The organism is Hydrogenophaga sp. PAMC20947, assembly GCF_004795855.1.
GTDB lineage: Bacteria > Pseudomonadota > Gammaproteobacteria > Burkholderiales > Burkholderiaceae_C > Hydrogenophaga.
In genome coordinates, this window is sequence record NZ_CP039252.1 from 2,543,048 (window position 1) to 2,567,776 (window position 24,729).

Below are 24,729 nucleotides of genomic sequence, written 5' to 3' on the forward strand. Positions count from 1 at the left end.
TGGTGGCTTGCGTCAAGTGCCCGAACCCGCCAACACAACGTCAACCATGGCTGGCGTTGGTTTGCAGCCGCGTGAGCAGATGAATCAGGGACGCGATTTCGCTCGCACTGAACCCCGCCAGTAACTGCGTCTCAAAGCGCACACGGTGTGCCTGCATCTTGCGCTGCAAGGCCAGGCCCTCAGCCGTCGCATTCAGCACCTGACTGCGCCGATCGACAGGATGGGGCTGGCTTTCAACCAGCCCGCGCTCGATCAGGCCTTTGACCAAGCGCGCAATCTGGGCTTTGTCGCGGCCCGATTGCAACACCAGATCGCTCTGGGTGGCACCTTCGTGGTGGGCGATGTGACGCAGGCACCGCACTTCCATGGGGCCAAGCCCATTGCCTTCGGCACTCACAGCCAACTGTATGTGGCGCCCCTGGGCGTGCATGAGGGCGTGTATGCGATCCAGCACCTCGGTGTTGGAAGAACGGCTTTTCATTTCAATGCCTCAAAACCATATGGTTGATAGTGTCATCTAAATCAACGACAATAGTAGACATTATCAACCATCATTCACATCGTCCATGACCACAGCCACACCGCCCAGCCTCGAAGTCGAGCGCCTGCGCCATCCACTGAAGGTGCGCCGGTTACAGGTGCAGCGCGTTGAACGCACCAGCCCCCATTTTGTGCGCGTACAGCTCATCGGCTCCGATCTGGAAGGCTTCGTCAGCGCCTCCTTTGACGATCACATCAAGCTCATGCTGCCGGCACAGCCCGGGGGCCCGCTGGTCTTGCCCGAAGCCGGGCCCGACGGCCCAGCCCTGCCACCGGGTACTGAGCGCCCCACCATGCGCGATTACACGCCCAGCCGGTTCGATGCCCAGGCACAAACACTGGACATCGAGTTCCTGCTGCACGGCGAAGGCCGCGCCTCCGAATGGGCCGCGCAGGCCCAGCCCGGCGACGAGGTGGGTGTGGGCGGGCCACGCGGTTCTTTTGTGGTGCCCACAGCCTTCGACTGGCACCTGCTCGTGGGCGATGAAACTGCCTTGCCCGCCATCACCCGACGGTTGGCTGAACTGCCCTCAGACACCACGGCCATCGCCGTGATCGAAACGGCAAGCCCGGATGACCGGCGAGCCTTCGTGAGCCAGGCCAGGGTTGAAACCCATTGGGTGGACGCTGGGGCGATCGACGCACTCGCCAAGACTGTATCGGCCCTGAACCTGCCCACAGGCGAAGGCTTTGCCTGGGCCGCTGGCGAGGCGGCGTCCATGGTGGCTGTGCGCGAGGTGTTGATCGCTCAGCTCGGGCTGGACAAATCCCGCGTGCGTGCTTCGGCTTACTGGAAGCGAGGCAGCACGGGGCACCACGAAACGCTCTGAGGGCTTGCGGCGGCTGGCGCCAGCGTGCTGCACGCCCTCACATGCGCAGCACGCCCTGCCGCCGCAGCACCCATTTCTCGGCCTCCACCGCCAGAAACTTGACGCTAGCCAGACCCAGAATCATGGCCCACGAAGACCACCCCAGCGCAGCGGTGCCGAACAGCTGCTGCATGGGGGAGGCATAGGTGAACAGCATCTGGAACACCACCAGCGACACGCTGGCCCAAAAAGCGATCAGGTTGCCCGTGAGGGTCTCCCAGGCCAGGGCATGGGCGGTGAAATGGCGCACGTTGAACAGGTACACCAGCTCACCCACCACCAGCATGTTGACCACGGCGGTGCGGGCCACCTCGATGGAGCTGCCGCGTGACATTTCCCAATGGAAAACCGTGTAGGTGGCCACGATCATCAGCAGCGTCACATAGGCAATTCGGGCGAACAACAGGCGCGTGATGAGGGGTTCGTTCGGGTCGCGGGGCGGGCGCTGCATCAGCTGGCCTTCGCCAGGCTCAAACGCCAGCGCAATGGCCAGCGTTACCGTGGTGACCATGTTGACCCACAAAATCTGCGCGGCGGTCACGGGCATGGCCAAGCCAGCGAACACCGCCAGCAGGATCACACCGGCTTCGCCGCCGTTGGTGGGCAGCACAAACAACAGGGATTTTTTGATGTTGTCGAACACGGTTCGCCCTTCGCGAACCGCGTGGGCGATGGCGGCGAAGTTGTCGTCGGTGAGCACCAGATCGGCGGCCTCGCGCGCGGCGTCGGTGCCCCGCAGACCCATGGCAACACCAATATTGGCGGCTTTGAGGGCCGGCGCATCGTTGACCCCGTCACCCGTCATGGCCACCAGCTTGCCTTGCGCCTGCAGCGATGCCACCAGGCGCAGCTTGTGGGCCGGGCTGGCCCGGGCCACCACATCGGTTTGCACCAGCCGCTCGCTCAGTGCCGCATCGTCCAGGTGATCAATTTCCTCACCGGTGATGGCCCGCTGGGCCTGCAGCCCCAGCTGCTGACCAATGGCGGCAGCAGTGACCGCGTGGTCGCCGGTGATCATGACCACGCGAATGCCAGCGCGCTGACATTCGGCCACCGCAGCCACGGCCTCCGGGCGCGGCGGGTCCATCAGCCCCACCAGGCCGAGCAAGGTAAAGCGGGGCACGATGTCGGCCATGCTCAGGGCAGTGGTACCGCCCGGCAGTGAACACTCGGCCAGCGCCAACACGCGTTGTCCATCTCGCGCGGCCTGATCGACCTGAGCCTGCCAGGCCCTGCGGTCGAGCGGCGCGCCCGCGGTGTCTTGCACACACAGATCGAGCACCCGTTCCGGAGCACCCTTGAGCAAAACGAACACACAAGCTTCGTGATCGTGGTGCAAAGTGGCCATGTAGCGGTGCTCGGATTCGAACGGAATCTCGTCCCGGCGCGGAAAGGCCAGGCCGGCGCCTTCCCGATCCAGCCCAGCTTTGAGCGCCAAAGTGAGCAGAGCCCCCTCTGTGGGATCGCCTGCCAGGGTCCATGCTTTGGCGCTGTCTTCGGCCGTGCCGTCGTGGTGCAGGTGCGCGTCGTTGCACAACAGCGCACAGCGGGCCAGGCGCTGCAGGCCTGCATGTTCAGCCGGGTCGACCACCGAGCCCGCTTCATCGAAGCCACCCAGCGGCGCATAGCCGGCGCCACTCACCGCCAGCGTGGTGTCGGACAGCATCACGCGCACCGCTGTCATCTCGTTGCGGGTCAGCGTGCCGGTTTTGTCTGTGCAGATCACACTCACCGAGCCCAGGGCCTCGACGGCCGGCAGCCGGCGCACCACCGCCCGGTGCTGCGCCATGATGCTGGTGCCAATGGCGAGCGTGATGGTGACCACTGCGGGCAGGCCCTCAGGGATCGCCGCCACGGCCAGGCCCACCACCACAAGAAACATATCGGCAGCGGGCATACCGCCGAACCAGACGCCATAGGCGAAAGTGAACAGCGCCACCACCACGATGAAGCCCGTGATGCGGCGGGCGAACTGGTCCAGCCGCTGCGTCAGTGGCGTGACCAACTCGGCCACGCCGGCCACCATGGCGCCGATTTTCCCGATCTCGGTATCGCGCGCAGTGGCCACCACCACACCGCTGGCCTGGCCCACCGTGACAACCGTGCCTGCGTAGGCCATGCATGCCCGGTCGCCCAGTGCAGCGCCGTGCGCCACCGCATCGGCCTGTTTGCCCGAAGGCACAGACTCGCCGGTGAGCGCCGCCTCATCGATGGCCAGATTTTTGCTGCGCAGCAGGCGCAGGTCGGCGGGGACCCGGGTTCCTGACTCCAGCAGCACCACGTCACCGGGCACCAGTTCACCCGCATCCACTTCCTGGCGCAGACCCTGCCGCACCACCGTGGCGTGACTGGCCAGCATGGCGCGAACGGCCTCCAACGCGCGCTGTGCTTTGCCCTCTTGCACCAGCCCCATGATGGCGTTGATCACGACCACGCCCACGATCACCGCCGTGTCGAGATAATGCCCCAGCCACAAGGTGATCAGAGCCGCAGCGAGCAACACATAGATCAGCAGGTTGTGAAACTGCGCCAGCAACCGGCGCCACCAGGGACGCGGCGGGGCAGCCGGCAGGCGGTTGGGTCCATGGCGATCCAACCGCGCTTGCACCTCACCGGCGCTCAGGCCCTGAGCATCGCTCGCCAGGCTCTGCAACACCTGATCGGTGGGCACAGCATGCCAAACAGGGGATTCGGTCCGATATGCGTCATTTGTCATACCGCAACGTTAGCGCAAGACTTGCCGGGCCACCACCGATTGGGTCAAAACATCCGGTGGCTCCTGCCTCTAATTTTCATGCGCCCAAATCATCTCAAACACCCTGCAACGTCAAGCAACGCGGCCGTCGCTGACATCCTTGAGCAGCGCCTGCCAGCGTTCCCAGTCCACCGGATCGTCCACATCCCACAAAGCGGGCAATTCGCGCCAGGACACCCCCTGCGCCTTGAGCCGCTCCCGCGTCTGGCCCATCACGCGCGGCGTGCTCCAGTCGACAGCTTCGAACACCTGCGGCAATCGCTTGCGCAAACCGATCAGCACATAGCCCCCGTCTTCTGCCGGGATCAACACGGCATCGTGGTTCACCAACGTATCGGCACAGGTCTGCAATATGGCCGGGGTCAACACGGGGCAATCGGTGCCCACGATCAGCAAAGGCGGCGCGGCGGCCTGGGCGAAATGCTCCGCCATCACGGCGCGCATGCGGCACCCGATGTCACCGTCCACCTGACCCACACACGCCACGCCCCACCGCATGGTCAACAGGTGAAACAGCCGATGGGCGGGTGGGGTGCAATGCAAGGTAACAGGGCCGGTGCTCGCCTGGCACGCGGTGGTGAGTGTGCGCAGGATGAAACGCCGCTGGGCCCGCGCCGCGCCCGCGTCGCCCAGCACGGGCGCGAGACGGGTTTTGGCCAGCCCGGGCAGGGGTGCTTTGGCCATGATGGCCACCGCAGACGGGGCGCGGGGCGCATAGCCATACCGCCGGGCCAGCGCGGTCGGATCACGCCCTAGCGCATAGGCCGCGCGCAAGCGCCACATCATCAGCACCGTGCGCCAGAATCCGCGCTCATCCCAGCGCCGCCCGGCCGTGTGCACCGGTTGCGCGATGTTCGCCGGCTCCGACACCGCCCGCAAACGGGCGCTGAGCTCCACGTCTTCCATCAACGGAATCGGTGCAAAGCCGCCAAGCGACGCCCACACGGTGCGCCGCACAAACAGGGCCTGATCGCCGGTGGCGATGCGGGTTTTTCGTGAACGCCAGTTCATGAACGCGGCCACCATGGGCAGCAAGGGGTGGCGCCCATCGATCCGCACATCAAAACGGCCCCAGTCCGCCCCGCCCTCAAGGGCCTTGGCCACGAGCACATGGGCGTTGGCGGGCAAACGGGTGTCGGCATGCAGAAACAGCAGCACATCCGCCCGGCGAGCCAACGGGTGGCAAGCCCCCGCGTTCATCTGGGCGGCCCGCCCGCGAGGGGCCGTCAACACGGCATCTGCACCCTTGGCGGCCACCGCCACCGTGGCATCCGAGCTGCCGCCATCCACCACAATGACCACCACCCCATGGGCCCGAAGTGCTTCAAGTTCCGCCAGCGCAGCAGGCAAGGTCATCGCCTCGTTGAGCACCGGCACCACGATCGCCAGCTTCAGGTCTGCCATGTTCGCTCCAGAGCATCAAGCTCGTGCAGCACGCGGTCCACCACCGGTGCGCTCAAATAGTGGTCCACGCGGTCGCGCACATGGTTGACCAGCGCGGCGTCGCTGCGCTCGGCAGACCAGTCTTCGCCCGCTGTTGAGCCCTTTTTTTGCTCCCGCGAGAGCACCCGCCATTTCGCACACCAACTCACCGACCAAAGCCACATGGCCCGGCGCAAAGGCACATGCCATGCCACGGCGTCCGCCGCCGATGCCCCCATGACTCGGCCCCAGGCCTCATAGGCCGCCACAACCTCGCTCAAGCTCAACACCGCATGGCTCTTCACATCCCAGGTGGTTGAGGTGTAGAGCGTGGCGTGGGCCAGATCCAGGCCGGGGTAGCTGTAGCGGCATTTCTCCAGATCCACCAGCACAGCAACGCCATCCGCCCGAACGATGAAGTTGCCCGGGTGGCCGTCAAAGGCAATGAGGTGGCGCTGCGGCCGCGCCACCCGGCCGCACACCGTCCGCAAGCTGGATTGCTGCGCCTCGATGGCAAGTTGCACCGCGGCCGGAATCCGGGCCGACGCCAAGTACTGGGCCTGTTGAGCCACTTCTTTCAGCAAGGCCTGCAAAGGATCGGCCGCATCCTGCAAGGGAGGCCGCATCGAAGCGGGCGGCAAGGGCAAGGCGTGCAGCGAAGCCAGCGCTGACACAATAGCGCTCAAATCGGCTGGCAAGCGCGCCGGCACGCCCACGATCTCTTCCACCAGCAAGGCCCCCCGCGGCAGATGGGCAGACGGCGCCAGAACGCTGTGCAACCGCGGGGTGTGCTGGCCGGGCGCTGCCCGCTCGAAACAGCCGCGCTGGTAAGCCAGGTTGTGCGCCGCATCCAGCCCCATCTGGCTTTGCTTGGGTACACGCGCCAGCCAGCCGCTGCCCCGCAGGCGCACATGGTCGTGGGCCAGACCGGTGTCGTCCAGCGGCTGCAACGCGCAATGGGCCAGAGGATGGTCCACAGATGTCAATGCAAGGTGCAGGTGCTGAAGCAGATCGTTCAATGAAGTTCTTCTGGGAATGGGCTAGGAGCCCGTCAGTATGGTGCCTGCGCGGTCGGCCCAAAGCAAGGCTCGGTGATCGAAGTCTTCGGTCAGGCCAGGCTTGACCAATTGAAAATACGGCGAGAGATCAAAATCACGCGGTACAAAAAGGCTGTGGTCGCGCACATGCAGGATCTCCTGCACACAATGCAGGCAAGTGGGGTCTTTCAGATCCAGTGTTTCGATGCGCGGCAAGATCGGATACTGCACCGCCTGAAAAGCCTGGGCGATCAGCGTGGAGCAAATGGCACGGGTCGGGTCCCCGCTGCCCAGTGACAACATTCTTCGGCGCCAGCCCAGCGGCACCGGCGGCGTAGGGAAAAGGTAGCGCGCCAGATCCACAACGTTTTTCAAGTCATACGACTCCCCTACCCGCTGAATCGCATACCGGCACACCGCCTCGGTATCGGCCGGCGCCATGCCCATGGGGCGACCGACCCGGCAGGCGTGGTGCCGAAACAGCTCCAAAGACACCGCGCGCACGCCATCGCTGATATCCGCTTCCACCACACAAGGCGTCTCGCCATCGGCCGTTTGCCAAGGCAGGTCGCCCACAAACAGCGCCGCGTGCGACCACGTGGACTGGGTGAGGTATTTGATGGCCGTGCTGACGCGCGAGGTGCCCTCCACCAGGATCACATCTCCGGGTATCAAGGCAGAGCGCAGGCGGCCGATATCGGTGGGGAAGCCGATCGCGACAGTTCGCCCGGGCGTGCCCAGGTAGGCCGCCAAAGCCCGGCCCAGCCAGGCCCTCATGGGAGCCCTCCCGCAGCCCTTTGACAGGGTCTCGGTACATTGAAAACAAGGGGGGTCACTCTGGACGGCATAAGGATCTTCCTGCGCTGATGCGCCATGACTGTGTAAGGATCAGCGATCTGAGGCGACTCAATCACAACAAATCACAAGGAATGGTCGTGAACCTTCGCAAACTCTTACTCTTGATCGCTGTGGTGCTCGGCATCGTGGCCTTCTTCGCCTTCGATCTGGGCCGCTTTCTGACCCTCGACTACATCAAAGAAAGCCAGGCCGCTTTTGTCGAGCTCTATGCCAACCAGCCCCTGAGGGTGGCAGCGGTCTACTTCCTGTTGTACGTCGTCGCCACAGCCTTGTCGCTCCCGGGCGCAGCCATCATCACCCTCGCCGGTGGCGCGATCTTCGGTCTGGGCTGGGGCACTGTGATCGTGTCGTTTGCCTCGAGCATGGGCGCTACGCTGGCTTTCCTGATGTCGCGCTTTGTACTGCGCAGCAGCATCGAAAGCAAATTCGGCAACCGGTTGGCCGAGATCAACAAGGGCATCGAAAAAGACGGTGCTTTCTACCTCTTCACCTTGCGCCTGATCCCGCTCGTGCCGTTCTTTGTGATCAACCTCGTCATGGGATTGACCAAGATGAAGGCTCGAACTTTTTACTGGGTCAGCCAGATCGGTATGCTGGCCGGCACCATCGTGTACGTGAACGCAGGCACGCAACTGGCCCAGATCGATTCCCTCAAAGGCATCCTCAGCCCCGGTCTGATCGGCTCTTTCGTGCTCCTGGGCCTGTTCCCGCTGATCGCACGCAAGATCGTGGAGGCCGTCAAAAAGCGCAAGGTATTCGCGCGCTGGAACAGCGTAAAGCCCAAAAGTTTTGACCGCAACCTGATCGTGATCGGTGGTGGTGCGGGCGGTCTGGTCTCGGCTTACATCGCTGCCGCGGTGAAGGCCAAGGTGACGCTGGTCGAAGTCCACAAAATGGGGGGCGATTGCCTGAACTACGGCTGCGTGCCCAGCAAAGCCTTGATCAAAAGCGCCAAGCTGGCCAGCCAGATGCGCCACGGCGAACAGTACGGTCTGTCGAACACCACACCCACCTTCAGCTTCAAGGCGGTCATGCAGCGCATTCACGATGTGATCAAAGCCATCGAGCCCCACGACAGCGTGGAGCGCTACACCGAACTGGGTGTGGAGGTTTTGCAGGGCTACGCCAAGCTGGTGAACCCCTGGACGGTGGAGATCGCGCTAAACGACGGCGGCACCCAGCGCCTGACCGCGCGCAGCATCGTGATCGCCGCTGGCGCCCGCCCCTTTGTGCCACCACTGCCCGGTCTGGAAGACGTGGGCTACGTGACCAGCGACACGCTGTGGGACGAATTCGCCAAGCTCGACGAAGTGCCCAAACGCCTGGTGGTGCTCGGCGGTGGCCCCATTGGTTCCGAATTGGCTCAAAGCTTTGCCCGCCTGGGCTCGGCCGTGACCCAGGTTGAAATGGGCCCACGCATCATGGCGCGGGAAGACGAAGAAGTGAGCGAGCTGGCGAAGAAAGCGCTGGAGGCTGACGGCGTGGATGTGCGCGTGGGCCACAAGGCCCTGCGCTGCGAAATCATCGACGGCGAAAAAACGTTGATCGTGGAATTCCAGGGCGCCGAGCAACGCATTGTGTATGACCAGCTGCTGTGCGCCGTGGGCCGCAGTGCCCGCCTCACCGGCTACGGTCTGGAAGACATCGGCGTGCCCACCAACCGCACGGTGGAAACCAACGAATACCTGGAAACGCTGTACCCCAACATCTTCGCCGCAGGCGATGTGGCGGGCCCCTACCAGTTCACCCACGTGGCCTCTCACCAGGCCTGGTATGCGGCGGTCAATGCGCTGTTTGGCGACTTCAAGAAATTCAAGGTCGACTACTCGGTAATCCCCTGGGCCACCTTTATCGATCCCGAAGTCGCCCGCGTGGGCCTCAACGAACTGGAAGCCAAGGAAAAGAACATTCCTTATGAAGTCACCAAATACGGCATGGACGATCTCGACCGCGCCATCGCCGACAGCGAAACCCAAGGTTTCGTCAAGGTGCTGACCGTGCCGGGCAAAGACAAGATCCTGGGCGTGACCATTGTGGGCAGCCACGCTGGCGACTTGCTGGCCGAATACGTGCTCGCCATGAAACACGGCATGGGCCTGAACAAGATCCTGGGCACCATCCACACCTACCCCACCATGTCCGAGGCCAACAAGTACGCCGCAGGCGACTGGAAACGCGCCCACCAGCCCGAGAAGCTGCTGATGTGGGTCAAAAAATTCCACGACTGGCGCCGCGGTTGAACTCGCCTGCCCGCAGCCACTCCAACCCCTCCATGAGAGAACAACGCATGAACCCCCGTCGCCACACCTTGCAACTGCTGGCCGCCCTGGCCGGCGCGACGCTGCTGCCGCTGGGTGCTTTCGCCCAAACCGCGTTTGACCACCAGTACGCCAGCTGGAATACCCTGGTGAAAAAACATGTGCGCTGGCTGCCCGACGGCAAACAGTCGCGTGTGAACTACAAGGGTTTCGCGGCCGACCGAGCGGCGCTCAAGGAAGTGCTCACCAGCATGAGCGCCGTGCCCAAGGCGGCATTTGATGGCTGGAACAAACCACAGCGGATGGCTTTCCTGATCAACGCCTACAACGCCTACACCGTTGAGCTGATTCTCACCAAATACCCCAACCTGAAATCGATCAAGGACCTGGGGTCGGTTTTCCAGTCGGCCTGGAAAAAGGAGTTTTTCACGCTCCTGGGCGCCGAGCGCCACCTCGACTGGATCGAGCACGAACAGCTGCGCCCTGTCTACAAAGAGCCCCGGGTTCACGCAGCGGTCAACTGCGCCAGCATCGGGTGCCCAGCACTGCGCGACGAAGCCTTCACCGCCAGCAAACTGGAAGCCCAGCTTGAAGACGGCATGCGCCGCTTCATGGGCGACCGCACCCGCAACCGCGTAAAAGGTGACCAGCTTGAGGTGAGCTCAATCTTCAAATGGTTCAAGGAAGATTTCAACAGCGGCTACCGCGGCTTCAAGCAAGTTGAAGACGTGTTCGCCGCTTATGCTGAGCAGCTCACCGACCAGGCCGACGAGCAGGCCAGCCTGCGCGCCAGGAGCCTGCAGGTCAGTTACCTCGACTACGACTGGTCGCTCAACGACGCCGGCCGATGAAACCGCATCGGGTTGTCGTCACCGCCATCAGCACCCTCAGCGGGCTGTTGTGTGCGCTGGGCTGGGGTCTCGCCCAAGCCCAAGTCGTCAAAGCTCCTCAGCTCGCACCCTTGGTTCAACCCGACGGCGAGCTCTCACCCGTCTGGCGGTTTGTTGGCTTCCCCAAAAAACAGGCCGACTTGCCGCCCACCCGCTTCGAAGCGGGCAACGTGGACCAGCAAGCCGCGCTCAAGGTCACCACCGAATCTTCCTACGGCACCTGGGTGCACCCCTGGCGCGGCAGCGTGCCCTCCCAGCTGCAATGGCGCTGGCGCCTCGACGAGCCGCTGTCGGGGGGCAAGGGCTCGGCCGATCTGCTCGCCAAGTCCGGTGACGACGCGGCCCTCAAGGTCTGCGTGATGTTCGACCTGCCTCTGGACAGCATCCCGTTCGTTGACCGCACCGTGCTGCGAATCGCACGCAGCGTGAGCGGCGAGCCGCTGCCCGCGGCCACTTTGTGCTACGTCTGGGACAGCGCTGGGCCCGCACTGCGCCAGGGCGTGAATCCGTATACGCGACGCGTGCGTTTCATCAGCCTGCAGGGGCGCAGCGCTCCGTTGTCGCGCTGGGTGAGCGAATCGCGCGACGTCGGACAGGATTTCGCCACCCTCTTTGCCGATGAACTGCCCAAAGGCACCGAGACGCCCCGCTCCGATCTGCCCCCGGTGACCCAGGTGGTCATTGGCGCCGACAGCGACAACACCGCCAGCCACAGCACAGCCTGGATCCGAGGGTTGCGCTGGGTTCCATGAGATCTGCACGGTCGGCGTTTCCAGCGATTTCGCAGGCCCTTCGACCACGGGCAGCTAATATCGGATCCCATGCGATCCACCGGTATCAAAAAACTCGTCCTCCTGGGTGCCGGGCATGCCCATGTGCATGTGCTGGCCCAGCTGGCCCAAAACCGGCCCGCCGATCTGGATGTGACCGTGGTCTCGCCCTACCCCTACCAGACCTACAGCGGCATGACGCCCGGTCTGGTCGCGGGCCACTACATCGCCGAAGACTGTCAGATTCCGCTGGAGCCACTGGTCAAAGCAGCCGGCGCCAAATGGATTCAGGCGCGCTGCAGCGGCATCGATGCGACCGAACAACGGGTGCGCCTGAGCCCCTCGGCCCGCAGCCAGACACCTGACGACATCCTGCCGCCCGATATTCCTTACCATCTGCTGTCCATCGATACCGGTGCCGTGGTGGACCGCGATCGGCTGGAACTCGACATGCCCGGGGCATCGACCCACGCCCTCATCGTGCGCCCCATCGAAGTGTTCGCCACCTTGTGGCCCTCTGCCCTGGAGCTGGCGCGCAGCAAGCCTGTCTCGATGGCTGTGATCGGAGCGGGCGCGGCCGGTATCGAGCTGGTGTTTGCCGCCGAACAGGCCCTGCGCACCCAGGGCATTTCGGGGGCGCGCTTCACCCTCATCACAGGCGGCGACGGTGTCGCGGCCAACTACCGGCCCGGCGTACGCCGCCGTGTGCTGCGCCAGCTGAAGCGGCGGAGCATCACCGTTTTGCGCGACACCTGCGTGGGCATCGCGCCCGGTATGGTCAAACTCGGCAGCGGGGCCGAACTCGCCTGCGACCTGCCCCTGCTCGCGATCGGCACCCACGCGCCCCCCTGGCTACAAGACAGCGGTCTCACTTTGTCTGAGGCAGGCCATGTGCTGGTCAACGCATTCCAGCAAAGCCCCAGCCACCCCAACGTGTTCGCCGCGGGCGATGTGTCCACCCGGGAAGACCACCCCCATCCCAAAAGTGGTGTCTACGCGGTTCGCGCCGGTCCTGCGCTGGCCACCAACCTGCTCGCCCACCACGAAGGCCAGGCCCTCAAGCCCCACCGCCCACCGACCCATACGCTCAACTTGCTCTCTTGCGGCACCGGCCACGCCATCGTGAGCTACGGCCTCTGGCACACCGAAGGCGCCTGGGCCTGGCGCTGGAAAGACCGGATCGACCGGGCTTTTGTGGCGAAGCACATGCGGTCTGCCGCGTGAAGATCGGTACCAGCGAATGCGGGCTGGAAGTCACCTTGCAAGCGGCACACCGCCACGGGGCAATGCACGCCAAAGTACCCTCATGCCATCGTTGAGCCCCAGGCCATCCATTGGCTGGGCCCATTTCTGAGAAACAGGCCAGGCTCCTCATACCGAACGCCAGCCCCAAAAACAGCTCGAGCCCCATGACAACTGCCGTCCTTGTAATCGACACGCAACAAGGTCTTTGCGAGGGCGAAGGAGCCGCCCACGATTGCGCAGGCACCATTGATCGAATCAACCGGATCACGCGCAAGGCCCGCGCTGCGGCGGCACCGGTCGTTTTCATCCAGCACGAATCCCAGGCTGGCTATCTCGAACATGGCAGCCCCGCATGGCAGCTCGCACGTGGCCTGGAGGTCAGCCCCGGTGATCTTCGGGTGCGAAAGACAACGCCCGATTCATTCCTGAGAACCGAGCTGGAGGCGTTGCTCCAATCACGCGGAATCACACAGCTCGTGATCTGCGGCATGCACACCGAGTTTTGCGTTGACACCACCACGCGGCGGGCACTCGCGCTGGGCTACCCCGTGGTCCTGGTCTCCGACGCCCACACCTCCGCTGGCAACGATGCCATCGGCCCCCAACAAGTCATTGCCCACCACAACGCGACGCTGACGAACATATCGAGTTTCGGCCCTCGTGCGACGGCTGTCCCGACTGCGGAGCTTGAGCTGGCACCGCGCCCTTTTCTTTCTCGCTCCCCTCTGTCTTCCTGATGCGGCGCTGTAGAGGCTGCGTGTTTGCCCGGGCTGCGAGTGAATGCCCAAGCACCCCGTCGTTTGGCTCAGCGGCAACGGCTGGGCACAGCCACAAACCTGCCCGCCCGCTTGCTCCACCCGACCACCAGGGATGTACCGACCTTGCGACGGGCAAAGGCCTGCCCTGGCTCGATGCTTGCGTAGGGCTCAGGGATGGCTGCTGGGCCGATCAACCCTGGGAAGCGAGCGAAATGTGACGCAACGCCGCTGGGTGTTTGATCAGCGCCACATGCAGACAAAGAAAACAGCCGGGCAACCCAGCTTGGCCAGGACTCCCCTTATATTGGCAACTGGGAGTGAAAAGTTACAAAAGTAACAATAAAATACTCAACCTTGGCGGCCACTTGTACCAAAAACAAACATGTTCAAGACCATCCTTGTTTACCTTCACCTTATCGCGTCCTGTGCGGCCATCGGCACGATCGTTATCACCGATCTGCGCCTCGCCGCCAAAGCGCTGGGCTACAGGGTTGTCATCCCCGCTCCAGAGCGCTTTGAAACATTGATGATCAGCGTCGCCCTCACGTTGCTGTACCTGACAGGCGCCACCATCGTCTACCTGGGGGTACAGGCCAACCCCGACTACCTCGCCAATGAAAAACTGCAAGCCAAACTGGTGCTGGTGGCGTTGCTGACGGTCAATGCCTTTGTCCTGCACCGCAAAGTGTTCCCCATCTTGGGGCGCTCGCGCCCTGTCTCCCGGTGGACACGGGGCGAATGGACGACGGTGGCGGGCAGTGTGTCGCTGTCCAACAGCCTGTGGTTCTTTTGCGCTTTTCTGGGCATTGCCCGCGTATGGAATGGCACGGTTTCGCTGCTCTTTGTGCTCGAAATTGCCGCCGCCGCGTGGTTGCTGCTGTTCGTGGCGGTCAACCTCACACTGAAACTGGCCGCCCGGGACGAACCCAAGCCGATACCCGACTGGATCGATTCCATGAAAACTTCGCTCAGCAATTTTGCTGAATTGCGCGAACCGTAAGCCCCCCAAGGCATTGAACGGCGACAATGACATCCAACGCTGTTCGCACTCTCCAAACCCGAATGCTCAAGGCCCCCCGACCCATGCTTTTCAGTCGCGTTGCAACGTTTGCCATCGCCGCCGCTTTCACCGCAGCATTGGCGCCCCTGCTGGCACATGCCCAGACCGCGCCACATTCCAACATCCACCCCTGGGATGTGCCCACACCGCGCCTGAAGTCGGAAGCCTATTTCACCAACATCCAGGATGGCGACCAGATCGAGACGCCGTTTGTGCTGAAATTCGGGTTGTCTGGTGGTTGGGGGCTCGCACCTGTGGCCAAGCCATCCAGCGGCAAGGCAGGCCACCACCACCTGCTGGTGAACCGCGAACTGCCCCTCAATTTCACTGAAGCCCTGCCTTTCAACGACCAGTACATCCACTTTGGTGGTGGTCAGATGGAAACGGTGCTGACCTTTGAGCCGGGCACCTACACCCTGCGCATGTTGCTGGCCAACCAGAAGCACTTGCCGCATTTTGTGTACAGCAAACCCACCACGATCACGGTCACGAAAAAGAACGCGACCGACCCCAAGAGCCTGCAGCGCAAGGGCATCAGCCTGATGCTGCCCGAGGGTGAGCCGCTGCGCACGCCGTTCCGGGTTCAGTTCCACGCGTCGTTGCTGAATGTGGGGCACTTGTCTCAGCAGCAGCCCGACACTGGGCATTTCAAGCTCACAGTGGTGGCGCTCAATGGCAAAGGCAGTGCCGATCTCAACTACCCCAACGGGCAGACCGAGACCTACCTCTCACCCCCTGCAGGAGCTTACCGGCTGCAGCTGGAGTGGGTTGACAACATCACGGGCAAATCCGATCTGATCGCGCCCGCACTCGCGCAAGTTCAGGTGCGCTGAGCGCCCTGCCCCACCACCGACCATGGGCAGGGCGGGCCGGACTGTCACTTTTCCTCAATGTCGACTGCTGGGGGTTGCAACGCGACTGGCGGCGTCAAAGCCACCTTTCAAGGCCCACTCTTCCATACCGCCTTGCAGGATGCGCACGTTGTCCCAGCCGGCCACACGCAGGGCAAAACCCGCCTGGGCCGACAGCGACCCGGTGTTGCAATAGATCAGCACCGGCCGGTCTTTGGGAATGTGGCTGCGCTCGGCCAGCACGCGCCGCCAGTCCATGTTGACCGCGCCAGGGATGTGGTTCTTCGAAAACTGGCCGGCATCGCGCGCATCAATGACCATGAACTTGGGCCATTCGTCTTTTGGGATCTGCTCGGCAAAGATCACGCCGCCGCCGTAGTCCACAAACTCCAGATAGGCTTCCATCTCATCAATGGCCAAGGCCTTGTTGTCGGCATGAGCCGCAGCAGCCACCAGCGTTAGCGCGAGCGCCAGCAGCGCTGGTTTGAGATTCTGGATAAACAAGGGGGACTCCGTACAAGCGCGTAAAACACACGACGGCCCATCATATAAGCGTTCGCTGATGTTTTCCATCAGCGCTTTCCCGCACCGCTCCGGCAGGGAGCGATCGGGTGTCTTTGACGCGGCCCCGATGTGGCCGCTGTGATGGCGTCAGTTGGCTGCGAAGCAGTAGAACAGGCCATCGCCGCCAGTGGCCTTCAGGGCCTCCATGCCGCAACCGCGTGAAGGGTGTGCCGCATTCCAGGAGGTGGGCGCTGCGCCGCCACCCACGCGGTCGTGGTGGCCCACCAGAATGGAGCCTTCGCCGCTGCTGGTCCAGTCGTTGCAGGTGCCGCCTTCCAGCATGCCGTTGGCGTTGGAAGCGGTCATGACATCGTGGCGGTTGGGCGTATCACCGCGTCCGTTGATCCCCATGCCTTTTTCATCGACGGTGTTTTCTTTGCTCAGCTTGTTTTGGTCGCTGTGCAAATCATCGACGCTGGTGGCCACGACCACACCCTTGGCATTCGTCCAAGGTCCTTTGCCGATGCGGTCACGGGCATTTTCTTTTGTGGAAGACAGGTAGGCCTTCCAGGTCTTGCCTTTCGCGCCGGCCGCTTGTGCCAGAGACGCGCAGTACGCATCGGCGCCCGCCAGACCACCGAGGTCGGCACCTTTGCCCGGGTTGGCACTGGTGATGAAGAAGCTCATGCCCCTGTCTTTCATCCCCATATTTTTCATCCCCATATCTTTCATGCCCATGCCTTTCGGGCCCTCTTCGCCACGGGGGGGTGTTGGCCGTGTGGCCCGGCACAGCCAGCCAAAACAAGTACAGCCGAAATGATCGAGATTCGTAACATCATGGGAAATTCCTTCAGTTTGGGAGTGGGAAAACAGTCAGGCTGGCCACAGGTGCTCAGCGGGGAGGAGGACCACCACCAGGCGGTGGTGGACGGCGCTGCCTGGATGCATCGCAGGCCTGCGCATCGCCCTCCAGGGCGCAGCCCGCCTCAGCGCTCAGGCAAGCCAGGATCGAGTTGCCGCCCGGGGCGCCCGCGTGGTAGTGGTAGCCCAGCCCGGCCAGCGTGTGTCCATTGCAGCGGTCCAGATCGGTGGGGGCTTGTTCATCGGCGGTCAGGCGCGCAAAGATCGTGTGCCCATCGAGGGCCATGCCCACCTGCGCGCCATGCGCGGCGGTCGGGGCACTCTTGTTGAGGCAGTCGGTCACGGCGTGGTAGTGGTATCCAGCGTGCAGGTTCACATGCCCTCCGCAGTCGTCAAACGGCGCAATCGTGTAAGCCCCCAGAATGGCGTCAACGGGTGCGGGGCCATCGAGGCGCACACCATTGAAGGCCACGCCCGCGCCTGACAGGCGCCCTTCGCTGGATTGAGCCGGCGCCCGGGGTTCCAGAGGAATCACATAGGTCTGGTGGTCCGCTTCCAGGTACTCGGGCAGGCATTGCACACAGTAGTTGCGGTACTTCGGGTCCACATCGGGCCGCGCTGCCGCGTCACAGGCTTCCCGGGTGTCGGTGACCTTGATCTTGCCGGTCTTGGGATCGACCATTTGCCAGTTGTTGTCTTTGTAGAGCTGGGGCAGGCTGCCCATGAAGGTGCCGTCGGCGTCCAGCACCTGGCCGTCCTTGAGCCAGATGCCGCTCTTGTCAGGCCCATCGGAGGCCTGGGTCGGGCACCATGGCCCGGGTGTGTAGTTGCCGGGTCGGGGTTTCACGGTGATGGAGAAACAGCGGGTTTTTGTGCCACCCGACAGCGTGCAATCCACGGCCGTTGGCCCGGCCACCACGGTGGCCTGCTTGAAGAATTCGGCCACGGCCTGCAGCGCGTCCTTCTCGCTATGGGCCATTGCAGGCCCGGCGACTGCAAAGCTCAATGCAGCCAAGATGGCCCAGCGCATCCAGGTGTTCACAATCATCAAGCTTCTTTCCTTTATCACCTTGCATTGACAGGCCTGCATGAACGCATGCACAACCCACGGTTGCAGCCCGCAGACTTGCAACACCACGAACAGCAGTTAGCATACTAATAAACCCATGCCAAAACAAGGATTTGCGTTTCACGCCCACTTGCACTCCGGCCATTTGCTGGAAGAGCACCTGCGCTCACGCCTGACCGGACTGGGCATATCACCGCGCCAGGCCCGGGTGCTCGACGCCATGGACCGCATGGGGCCCGTGTCCCAGGTGGCGCTGGCGCGCGCCTTCAACCTCACGGCCGCCAGCATGAGCACCATGAGCAGCCGTCTGATCGAAGCGGGTTTGATCGACAAGGTGCGGAACCCTGACTCGACCCGAGGCAACCTGCTCACCTTGTCGGCACGCGGATGCGATGCCCTGGGCAAGGTGTACGAAGCCTGGGCCGACATGGATCGGCTCATGGACGCGCTGCTGGGCCAGCCCAAGGCCCACCAGCTGGCCGCACTCACCCGCGAATTGCGCGACGCACTGGGGGGTCAGCCGCCAGGGCCACCCGTGGATTGACTCCCGACCGCGCGGTCACACCGCCATCAGTTGCTCCGCCAGATGCACCAGATCGCGGGCATGCCAGGTATTGGCTGGATCGGGCGACACATCCTTCACTCGCGACGACCCGAACTCCAGCGGTCGCTCGATGTAGGCCGTGGTCAGCCCACAAGCACGGGCAGCGTCCAGATCGTCCTGGTGTGTCGCGACCAGCGTCACCTCGGCGGGGTTCACATCGAAGGTCTGAGCCACACCCAGGTAGGTGGCGGGATCGGGTTTGTAAGCGCGGAACACCTCGGCCGAGAGAATGCAATCCCAGGGAAGCCCCGCCCGCTTGGCCATGTTGGTGAGCAATCCGATGTTGCCGTTGGAGAGCGTGCACAGGGTGAAGCGGGTCTTCAACCGCGTGAGGCCGGCGACCGTGTCGGGCCAGGCCTCAAGCCGGTGCCAGACCCGGTTGAGGTGCTGCCGCTCGGCCTCGCTCAAGTGCGCCAAACCAACGCCCGGCAAGATGCCGTCGAGGATGAGGCGGTGCAACTCATGGATGCGCGTCCAGCCCAGCTCGCCCGAACGCACCCGTTGCATCGCCGGTTCGTAGCCAGCGCGCCAGGCCAGGGCCAGGGCATTGGCGTCGACGCCGGGGTACAGCACCTCGACTTCTCGCACGATGCTGCCATGCCAATCGACCACGGTACCAAAAATGTCAAAGGCAAGAATGCGCGGTGTTTTCAAGGGTGTCTCCTTCCGACCGTGGATTTCAGCTGTGTTTCACATCCACCGGCGAACGCGCCGACAGTAGGCCTCATAAGCCTCGCCAAAACGCGCCCGCATCACCCGTTCTTCGGGCCCGATCTGAAACCGGTTGATATAGACCACGAAGGCCAGCGGCCCAGGCAAAGCCCAAATCGACCAGAGGTAAACAGCCCCGGCGGTGAGAAACAGCACCATGCCCACATACATGGGGTTGCGCGTCCAGCGGTAGATGCCAGCGGTCACGAGGGACGTCGCGGAGCCGGGCTTCATCGGATTCACCGTGGTGCGCGCACGGTGAAACGCCCACACACCAGACAGGTCACAAACCGCCCCCAAGGCGACCAATGCGGCCACAAGGGCAAGACGCCATGCGGGTGGCGAAACCGCACCCAGCCAGACCGAGCCGTTCCACATCAGAAACGCCAGCACCAAAGCCACCACCGGCGGTGGGATACGGGTTTCCAGAGCGTTCAATCCTTGCATGGTGCGCTGCTTACCAGTCCACCAGGCTCAGACCGGCCGTGAGCGTGGTGCGCTTGACGTTGTAGTCCAGCAAACTGTCACCGTAGCCGTAAAACAGCTGGGTGTGGAACCGCAGTCCGCTGTCGGCTTTGCCCACACTGCGCAGGTATTCCAGACGGGCTGACCCACGGCCCTGGCTGCGCAGCGAGTGGCGCAGGCTCAGGCCCAAGGTATGCAGCACGCTGTCGGTGCTCACGCCAGTGTCAAAACTCCAGCGCCCCTCCAATTCGCCCCGTCCCACGTAGTCGCTGATATCGGGGTTGTCGTCCTTGCCATTGGTTTCATTCAAACGGGTCCACACCCGCGCCTGCAAAGTAAAGCGGTCCCCGTTGTCCGCGATCTTGTCACCCGCTGCCATGAGGTAGATGCGGTTCCAGCTGCGTGACAAAGGCAAGGTCTGGCCGTTGGACTGGTGCACCAAACCGACACCCGTCATGCGGTAAGTCCAGCCACTGGGCAGGCTGAGGAAATGGGGAAATACGTAGGTGAGCTCAGGCTCGTGATCGGTGTTCCGAAAGGGCCGGGAGAGGCCCTTGTTGAACAGTTGCCAATGGCTTTGCTGGGTGTACCCAAACCAGAGGGAATCGCGCAGCGGATCATCGCCGCGCCGCAGCATGCCGCTGACCAGTTTGGTGCGCACGCTGAGGTTCAGCTTCACCTCGCCAGGCTGGTAGGCCGTGGGGTTGGCTGCGGTGTGGTCCGCAGTCGGGCTGCTCGGCAGCCGGTTCACCGGGGTCCCACCCGTCAGGCTGAGCGCCACAGGGCGGTAGGCGCGGAGTTCAAAGGTGTCGCGGGACGTGGCGTGTTCGAGATCCCAGAAACGGGTGATTTCGCTGGGTTGTGCCTCGGCACGCTGGGCGGCTGATACCACTGGCGGCTCGGGCTCGGGCTCTGCCGCGGCTGTGGCGTCCATCGGCTGGACCGACACCGGTGGCGCCTGCAGCACCAGCGGATCGGCGAATTGTTTGGCCTTTTGATCAAAACAGGCCAACCGGGCAACGTCTTCCGCTACCGAAGTACAGGAGGCAAAGTCATTGGCCTGGGCCGTGGAGGACAAACCGAGTGCGGTCAGCGCAACAAAGGAAATGGATCGCATGGTGACAGCTCAATAGAGGGCTCAACGGGTAAAAAGCACGGTGAAACTTTGCCCGAAACGAAGGAGGCGCGGGTCGTGCCCGCCTACCTCCCCGATCAGGGCTTGCATTAAACCACCTGCAACCGCACGCCGTCCGAATCCGCGGCCACGATTTCCCCCACCTCGGCTGCGGCGGCAAACCCATGGCGCTGAAAGATGGCCAACACGGCGTCCACCGATTCGGCCGAGCAGGCCACCAGCAAGCCCCCGCTGGTCTGCGGATCGCTCAGCAAAGCCTGGTCCACCGGCTGCAGGGCAGCGCCCAGCATCACTTCGTGGCCATACGCCGCCCAATTGCGCCCGGAAGCACCCGTCACCATGCCCTGGGCCACGAGGTCGCGCACCCCCGGCAGCAACGGCACGCGGGCCATCTCGATGCGGACTGCGGCCTTGGCGCCACGCGCCATTTCCAGCGTGTGGCCCGCCAGCCCAAAACCGGTGATGTCGGTGAGCGCGTGCACGCCTTCGAGCTTGGACAGATCGGGGCCTGGGGTGTTAAGTTGGGTCGTGTTGGCGATCATCTGCCCATAACCCTCGGGCGACAAAGCGTCTTTTTTCAACGCCGCCGACAACACGCCCACGCCCAGCGGCTTACCCAGGATCAAGCGGTCACCGACCCGGGCATCGGCGTTCTTCTTCACATGCTTGGGGTGCATCAGGCCCATGACCACCAGGCCATAAATGGGTTCGACCGAGTCGATGGTGTGCCCGCCTGCGATCGGAATGCCCGCCTCGCGGCAAATGCTCTGACCACCATCCAGAATCTTGGCAATGGTCTCTGTAGACAACACGTTCACCGGCATGCCCACCAGCGCCAGCGCCATGATGGGAGTGCCCCCCATGGCGTAAACGTCGCTGATGGCGTTGGCTGCGGCAATGCGGCCGAAGTGGTACGGATCGTCGACGATGGGCATGAAAAAATCGGTGGTCGCGATCAGGGCTTGCTCATCGTTGAGCTGGTACACGGCCGCATCGTCTGCCGTTTCGATGCCCGCCAGCAACGCCTTGGGGATGGGCATGGCGCTCGTGCCCTTGAGGATTTCGCTCAGCACGCCGGGCGCGATCTTGCAGCCACAGCCGCCACCGTGCGAGAGGCTGGTCAGGCGGGGCTCAACCGGAACGGTGGGGCTTGACAAAAAATCGGTCATCGTGACGGGTGTCCCAAACAAGAAGAAGAACCGGGGCGCGAACGGCGGGTTGCATCATTGAATCCACGAGGCAAGGTGGAGGCCCCCCCAACGCAAGACAGCCAGCCAAGCAGCGAACGAAGCCGGGACCGCCTGCCGGAAAATCACATACGTGGCCCGGACGGCCATGGCAAACCCGCCAGCGCCCGCACCAGCGCGGCCTGCTCGGCCGACGGCTCAAACAGCTTGGCGCGTTGAACAGATTGTGAATGCAGTTGGGCCAGCAGGCCGTCGGGCTGGTTGATGCCCATGCGGCAAATGCGCAGCAGGCTGGCCAGCCCTTGTGCATTTCCCGGTTCAAAGTACCCGGCATAGTCAGCGCCCAACATGCCCACATTGCCATCGATGCGCGAGGCCAGCACGGGCGTGCCACTGAGCGCCGCCTCCATGATCACATGCGCGCCCCCTTCCATGCGGCTCGCGTGCACCAGCAGATGAGCGCGCTGGATGCGCTCGCGGGTGGTGGTGTGCGGGAGCCCACCCAGCCAACGGTAGTGGGTACACGCATCCATGGTGGCCTGTGCAGCCTGTGCCAGCACTGGGTCCAGCCCACGGCCAATGTGGTCCAGCCAGATGCCCTCGTCGGGGCGCAGCAACCGGGCTGCCTCAAAAAAGGTCTCCGGCGATTTTTCTTCGCGCAGGTGCCCCACCATCAGTGCTCGAAGGTGGGCGGTTGTCTTGGGCAGTGTTTTGCGACGGGTACTGGACTGCAACACCACATGACAGCGCGACCTCAACTCGGCAGGCAAAGCCAGCGGTCCCAAGTCCTGCAACACAATCAACGCCGAAGCCAGCCGGATCGAGCGCTGGGCGCTGGCGTCGGTCTGTATGTCTCGGTAAAGATCGGTGCCGGTGAGCGCCAGCGCCAGGGGTTGGCCGGGGCGCAGCTGTGCCCAGGCCGCCACCGCGTCTGCGGAGCGGCGCGCGTGCAAGGCCAGCAACCCTTGATCGGAGCGGTCTTCGGCCGATGCACCCGTCCAGGTCTTGGCCAGACGCACCCGATAATGGGTCGAGAGCAGACGCGCCCAGCGCTGGGCGGTCTGCCAGTTGCCGTTGTTGGCATCGGCCAGCGCTGGCGTGACCAGACAAAGAAGGGGACGTGTGTTCATGGCATCTCTTAACGCGCTCATTGTGGACGATGGCTCACGTGAAGCGGAGACTTGGCGCTGCGCCGGCAAGGCCGCGCTGGCCGACGCGCTGCTCGACGCCCGGGCACGCAGCCTCGCGCTGTTTGCCGCATACGAAAGCGCCCTGGGGCCGGACATGCGCGTCCCCCAGTCCCACGAACTCAATTTGCCCTTGTGGGAACTGGGCCACATTGGCTGGTTTGCTGACTGGTGGATCGCCCGCAACCCCGAGCGGGCCAGAGGCACGGCGGCCAATCCAGACGTGCCTCGACGGCCGACGCGCCGCCCTGACGTGGACGGTTTGTACAACTCCAGCGCCGTGGCCCACGCCACCCGCTGGGCGCTCGATCTGCCCGATGCCCATGCCGTGCGCGCCGAACTGCAAGGCAGCCTCGACGACACCCTGGCCTGCCTGGATCGTGCGCAAGATGATGATCAAGGTTTGTACTTTTTTCGCCTCGCGCTGTTCCACGAAGACATGCACACCGAGGCCGCCATCTACATGGCCCAGACGCTGGGCCTCGACCCTTTCAGCCAGGGTGCGCAGCCGCACCCTGCTCCCCAAGCCAGCACCGCAGCAGAAGCCCTGCACATGCAGGCCACCGACTGGACACGGGGCCGCAACGGTCCTGGTTTCGATTTCGACAACGAGCGAGGCACGCACCGCCAGGCCATATCTCCGTACGAGATCGACAGCCAGCCGGTCACTTGGGCGCAATACCTGCCGTTTGTAGAGAGTGGCGCGGCCGACGCACCAGAACACTGGAGCGCATTGGGCTGGGCCTGGCGCCAGAGGCGGCCCGACGTGGCGCCGCGCTACCTCCGTCAGACGCCGGGCGGCTGGCAATGCTGGCGCTTCGGAACCTGGCAAACGCTGAACCTGAATGAATCGGCACGCCACCTCTCAGCCCACGAGGCCCAGGCCTGGTGCCAATGGGCTCAGCGCCGCCTGCCCACCGAAGCCGAGTGGGAGGCCGCCGCGCTCACGCAACCAGTGTTCCAATGGGGCAGCGTGTGGGAGTGGACGGCCAGCGATTTTGAGCCCTTGCCCGGCTTCGAGCCCCACCCCTACCGGGACTATTCGGCCCCCTGGTTCGACGGGCGCCCGGTGCTCAAAGGCGCCAGCCCGGCCACGGCGCCCCGCATGCGCCACGCCCGCTACCGCAATTTTTTCCCCACCGATCGAAACGACATCGTGGCAGGTTTTCGCAGCGTGGCGGGACGGGCGTCGGGCTAAAGGCCCGCACAGGCGCCCGTCAACCGGTATCAAGGCGCCACAGCAGCGGCCGTCAGGCCTTGCAAAGCCTTTTGCAGGTTGGGCACCACCGCACACGACTCCACGCCGTGGCGCTTGGCAATCCAGGCCGGATCGTTGTACCCCACCCAGACCTGGGACGCGGCGTCTTCCCAGACCAGGGCCTTGAGTGGCAGATCAATGCCAACCGACTGGGCACATTCCATGAAGGGTGTGCCACCTTGCGGGTTGCCAAACACCAGCACCTCGGTCGGCCGCAGGGTTTTTCCGATCTTGGTTGCGCCGGCTGCATGATCAATGCGGGCGAAGATATTGAGGCCTTTTTCCTTGGCCACCGCTTCCAGTTTGTCCATGGTGATTTTGGCACTGTGTGGGCTTTTCACGGCCACCAGTCCATCGGCCGCAGCGGCCAGGGTCACCACGCTGGACAACACCACAGCGGTACAGGTTTGCAAAAGGGCTTTCATGAATCTAACT

The 24,729-nt window shown here is 63.6% G+C and carries 24 protein-coding genes; 10 read left to right on the top strand and 14 right to left on the bottom strand.

The genetic code is table 11. From position 1 onward, the window contains the following. Positions 1-40: 40 nt before the first annotated feature. Positions 41-481 carry a MarR family transcriptional regulator gene (locus E5678_RS11435; RefSeq protein WP_136178644.1) on the bottom strand — a complete coding sequence of 147 codons (441 nt, stop codon included), beginning with the start codon at positions 479-481 and terminating at the stop codon, positions 41-43. An 85-nt stretch (positions 482-566) separates the two neighbouring features. Between E5678_RS11435 and E5678_RS11440 the strand changes: the two genes are divergently transcribed. Continuing rightward, positions 567-1,370 carry a siderophore-interacting protein gene (locus E5678_RS11440; RefSeq protein ID WP_136178645.1) on the top strand — a complete coding sequence of 268 codons (804 nt, stop codon included), beginning with the start codon at positions 567-569 and terminating at the stop codon, positions 1,368-1,370. 37 nt (positions 1,371-1,407) lie between these two features. Here the strand turns inward: E5678_RS11440 and E5678_RS11445 are convergent, their stop codons facing one another. The 4 genes from E5678_RS11445 to E5678_RS11460 form a co-directional block, all read right to left on the bottom strand. Further along, positions 1,408-4,125: an HAD-IC family P-type ATPase gene (locus E5678_RS11445; protein WP_136178646.1), complete on the bottom strand. Its 2,718-nt coding sequence runs from the start codon at positions 4,123-4,125 to the stop codon at positions 1,408-1,410. A gap of 111 nt (positions 4,126-4,236) precedes the next feature. Next, positions 4,237-5,568, bottom strand: coding sequence for a TIGR04283 family arsenosugar biosynthesis glycosyltransferase (locus E5678_RS22635; RefSeq protein WP_136178647.1), 1,332 nt, complete (start codon positions 5,566-5,568; stop codon positions 4,237-4,239). Continuing rightward, positions 5,556-6,605, bottom strand: a complete 1,050-nt coding sequence (locus E5678_RS11455) for an aminoglycoside phosphotransferase family protein (RefSeq protein ID WP_136178648.1) — start codon at positions 6,603-6,605, stop codon at positions 5,556-5,558. The genes E5678_RS22635 and E5678_RS11455 overlap by 13 nt, the downstream gene beginning before the upstream one ends. Before the next feature lie 21 nt (positions 6,606-6,626). After that, entirely contained in the window at positions 6,627-7,400 is a 774-nt protein-coding gene (locus E5678_RS11460; RefSeq protein WP_136178649.1) for a YiiX/YebB-like N1pC/P60 family cysteine hydrolase, read from the bottom strand. 152 nt (positions 7,401-7,552) lie between these two features. Between E5678_RS11460 and E5678_RS11465 the strand changes: the two genes are divergently transcribed. The 7 genes from E5678_RS11465 (at position 7,553) to E5678_RS11495 (ending at position 15,295) form a co-directional block, all read left to right on the top strand. Continuing rightward, positions 7,553-9,721 carry a bifunctional TVP38/TMEM64 family protein/FAD-dependent oxidoreductase gene (locus E5678_RS11465; RefSeq protein ID WP_136178650.1) on the top strand — a complete coding sequence of 723 codons (2,169 nt, stop codon included), beginning with the start codon at positions 7,553-7,555 and terminating at the stop codon, positions 9,719-9,721. Between the two features lie 47 nt (positions 9,722-9,768). Further along, positions 9,769-10,590 carry a DUF547 domain-containing protein gene (locus E5678_RS11470; protein ID WP_136178651.1) on the top strand — a complete coding sequence of 274 codons (822 nt, stop codon included), beginning with the start codon at positions 9,769-9,771 and terminating at the stop codon, positions 10,588-10,590. Further along, positions 10,587-11,381, top strand: coding sequence for a DUF3047 domain-containing protein (locus E5678_RS11475; RefSeq protein ID WP_136178652.1), 795 nt, complete (start codon positions 10,587-10,589; stop codon positions 11,379-11,381). Before E5678_RS11470 ends, E5678_RS11475 begins: the two co-directional genes overlap by 4 nt. Before the next feature lie 69 nt (positions 11,382-11,450). Beyond that, the gene (locus E5678_RS11480; RefSeq protein ID WP_136178653.1) at positions 11,451-12,623 is read left to right on the top strand and encodes an FAD-dependent oxidoreductase; all 1,173 of its coding nucleotides are present in this window, start codon (positions 11,451-11,453) and stop codon (positions 12,621-12,623) included. Positions 12,624-12,808: 185 nt separating this feature from the next. Further along, positions 12,809-13,381, top strand: a complete 573-nt coding sequence (locus E5678_RS11485) for a cysteine hydrolase family protein (protein ID WP_136178654.1) — start codon at positions 12,809-12,811, stop codon at positions 13,379-13,381. Between the two features lie 403 nt (positions 13,382-13,784). Continuing rightward, positions 13,785-14,402, top strand: coding sequence for a hypothetical protein (locus tag E5678_RS11490; RefSeq protein WP_136178655.1), 618 nt, complete (start codon positions 13,785-13,787; stop codon positions 14,400-14,402). 83 nt (positions 14,403-14,485) lie between these two features. Next, a complete protein-coding gene (locus E5678_RS11495; protein WP_247596750.1) occupies positions 14,486-15,295 on the top strand; it encodes a DUF4399 domain-containing protein in 810 nt (269 codons plus the stop codon). A gap of 54 nt (positions 15,296-15,349) precedes the next feature. Here the strand turns inward: E5678_RS11495 and E5678_RS11500 are convergent, their stop codons facing one another. From E5678_RS11500 to E5678_RS11510, 3 genes are all read right to left on the bottom strand, one after another. Then, on the bottom strand, positions 15,350-15,817 hold the full coding sequence (locus E5678_RS11500; protein WP_247596751.1) for a rhodanese-like domain-containing protein: 468 nt from the start codon (positions 15,815-15,817) through the stop codon (positions 15,350-15,352). A gap of 147 nt (positions 15,818-15,964) precedes the next feature. Further along, a complete protein-coding gene (locus E5678_RS11505) occupies positions 15,965-16,504 on the bottom strand; it encodes a hypothetical protein (RefSeq protein WP_247596752.1) in 540 nt (179 codons plus the stop codon). 205 nt (positions 16,505-16,709) lie between these two features. Further along, complete coding sequence (locus E5678_RS11510; RefSeq protein WP_168708548.1) at positions 16,710-17,726, bottom strand: YHYH protein; 1,017 nt, start codon at positions 17,724-17,726, stop codon at positions 16,710-16,712. A 118-nt stretch (positions 17,727-17,844) separates the two neighbouring features. Here E5678_RS11510 and E5678_RS11515 point away from each other — a divergent pair, with 118 nt between their 5' ends. Further along, a complete protein-coding gene (locus tag E5678_RS11515) occupies positions 17,845-18,291 on the top strand; it encodes a MarR family winged helix-turn-helix transcriptional regulator (protein WP_136178660.1) in 447 nt (148 codons plus the stop codon). Positions 18,292-18,306: 15 nt separating this feature from the next. Here E5678_RS11515 and E5678_RS11520 read toward each other — a convergent pair whose 3' ends face one another. From E5678_RS11520 to senB, 5 genes are all read right to left on the bottom strand, one after another. Further along, positions 18,307-19,005 (bottom strand): haloacid dehalogenase type II, encoded by a 699-nt coding sequence (locus tag E5678_RS11520; protein WP_247596753.1) that lies wholly within the window; start codon positions 19,003-19,005, stop codon positions 18,307-18,309. 36 nt (positions 19,006-19,041) lie between these two features. Beyond that, positions 19,042-19,509, bottom strand: coding sequence for an isoprenylcysteine carboxylmethyltransferase family protein (locus E5678_RS11525; RefSeq protein WP_247596754.1), 468 nt, complete (start codon positions 19,507-19,509; stop codon positions 19,042-19,044). 10 nt (positions 19,510-19,519) lie between these two features. Then, complete coding sequence (locus E5678_RS11530) at positions 19,520-20,644, bottom strand: phospholipase A (RefSeq protein WP_136178662.1); 1,125 nt, start codon at positions 20,642-20,644, stop codon at positions 19,520-19,522. 107 nt (positions 20,645-20,751) lie between these two features. Further along, positions 20,752-21,831, bottom strand: coding sequence for a selenide, water dikinase SelD (selD, locus tag E5678_RS11535; protein WP_136178663.1), 1,080 nt, complete (start codon positions 21,829-21,831; stop codon positions 20,752-20,754). A gap of 143 nt (positions 21,832-21,974) precedes the next feature. After that, the gene (gene senB / locus E5678_RS11540) at positions 21,975-22,979 is read right to left on the bottom strand and encodes a selenoneine biosynthesis selenosugar synthase SenB (RefSeq protein ID WP_136178664.1); all 1,005 of its coding nucleotides are present in this window, start codon (positions 22,977-22,979) and stop codon (positions 21,975-21,977) included. On the opposite strand from senB, the gene senA reads away from it, so the two are divergent. Continuing rightward, a complete protein-coding gene (gene senA, locus E5678_RS11545; RefSeq protein ID WP_136178665.1) occupies positions 22,978-24,234 on the top strand; it encodes a selenoneine synthase SenA in 1,257 nt (418 codons plus the stop codon). The genes senB and senA overlap by 2 nt on opposite strands. 29 nt (positions 24,235-24,263) lie before the next feature. On the opposite strand, the gene E5678_RS11550 is transcribed toward senA, so the two are convergent. After that, a complete protein-coding gene (locus E5678_RS11550; RefSeq protein ID WP_136178666.1) occupies positions 24,264-24,719 on the bottom strand; it encodes a DUF302 domain-containing protein in 456 nt (151 codons plus the stop codon). Positions 24,720-24,729: the final 10 nt, after the last annotated feature.

Excerpts from the sequence above, each read along its gene's own strand:
- E5678_RS11435 (WP_136178644.1), bottom strand. The coding sequence starts at position 481 with ATGAAAAGCCGTTCTTCCAACACCGAGGTGCTGGATCGCATACACGCC.
- E5678_RS11440 (WP_136178645.1), top strand. The coding sequence starts at position 567 with ATGACCACAGCCACACCGCCCAGCCTCGAAGTCGAGCGCCTGCGCCAT.
- E5678_RS11445 (WP_136178646.1), bottom strand. The coding sequence starts at position 4,125 with ATGACAAATGACGCATATCGGACCGAATCCCCTGTTTGGCATGCTGTG.
- E5678_RS22635 (WP_136178647.1), bottom strand. The coding sequence starts at position 5,568 with ATGGCAGACCTGAAGCTGGCGATCGTGGTGCCGGTGCTCAACGAGGCG.
- E5678_RS11460 (WP_136178649.1), bottom strand. The coding sequence starts at position 7,400 with ATGAGGGCCTGGCTGGGCCGGGCTTTGGCGGCCTACCTGGGCACGCCC.
- E5678_RS11465 (WP_136178650.1), top strand. The coding sequence starts at position 7,553 with ATGGTCGTGAACCTTCGCAAACTCTTACTCTTGATCGCTGTGGTGCTC.
- E5678_RS11470 (WP_136178651.1), top strand. The coding sequence starts at position 9,769 with ATGAACCCCCGTCGCCACACCTTGCAACTGCTGGCCGCCCTGGCCGGC.
- E5678_RS11475 (WP_136178652.1), top strand. The coding sequence starts at position 10,587 with ATGAAACCGCATCGGGTTGTCGTCACCGCCATCAGCACCCTCAGCGGG.
- E5678_RS11480 (WP_136178653.1), top strand. The coding sequence starts at position 11,451 with ATGCGATCCACCGGTATCAAAAAACTCGTCCTCCTGGGTGCCGGGCAT.
- E5678_RS11485 (WP_136178654.1), top strand. The coding sequence starts at position 12,809 with ATGACAACTGCCGTCCTTGTAATCGACACGCAACAAGGTCTTTGCGAG.
- E5678_RS11490 (WP_136178655.1), top strand. The coding sequence starts at position 13,785 with ATGTTCAAGACCATCCTTGTTTACCTTCACCTTATCGCGTCCTGTGCG.
- E5678_RS11495 (WP_247596750.1), top strand. The coding sequence starts at position 14,486 with ATGCTTTTCAGTCGCGTTGCAACGTTTGCCATCGCCGCCGCTTTCACC.
- E5678_RS11505 (WP_247596752.1), bottom strand. The coding sequence starts at position 16,504 with ATGAGCTTCTTCATCACCAGTGCCAACCCGGGCAAAGGTGCCGACCTC.
- E5678_RS11510 (WP_168708548.1), bottom strand. The coding sequence starts at position 17,726 with ATGATTGTGAACACCTGGATGCGCTGGGCCATCTTGGCTGCATTGAGC.
- E5678_RS11515 (WP_136178660.1), top strand. The coding sequence starts at position 17,845 with ATGCCAAAACAAGGATTTGCGTTTCACGCCCACTTGCACTCCGGCCAT.
- E5678_RS11525 (WP_247596754.1), bottom strand. The coding sequence starts at position 19,509 with ATGCAAGGATTGAACGCTCTGGAAACCCGTATCCCACCGCCGGTGGTG.
- E5678_RS11530 (WP_136178662.1), bottom strand. The coding sequence starts at position 20,644 with ATGCGATCCATTTCCTTTGTTGCGCTGACCGCACTCGGTTTGTCCTCC.
- selD (WP_136178663.1), bottom strand. The coding sequence starts at position 21,831 with ATGACCGATTTTTTGTCAAGCCCCACCGTTCCGGTTGAGCCCCGCCTG.
- senA (WP_136178665.1), top strand. The coding sequence starts at position 22,978 with ATGGCATCTCTTAACGCGCTCATTGTGGACGATGGCTCACGTGAAGCG.
- senB (WP_136178664.1), bottom strand. The coding sequence starts at position 22,979 with ATGAACACACGTCCCCTTCTTTGTCTGGTCACGCCAGCGCTGGCCGAT.
- E5678_RS11550 (WP_136178666.1), bottom strand. The coding sequence starts at position 24,719 with ATGAAAGCCCTTTTGCAAACCTGTACCGCTGTGGTGTTGTCCAGCGTG.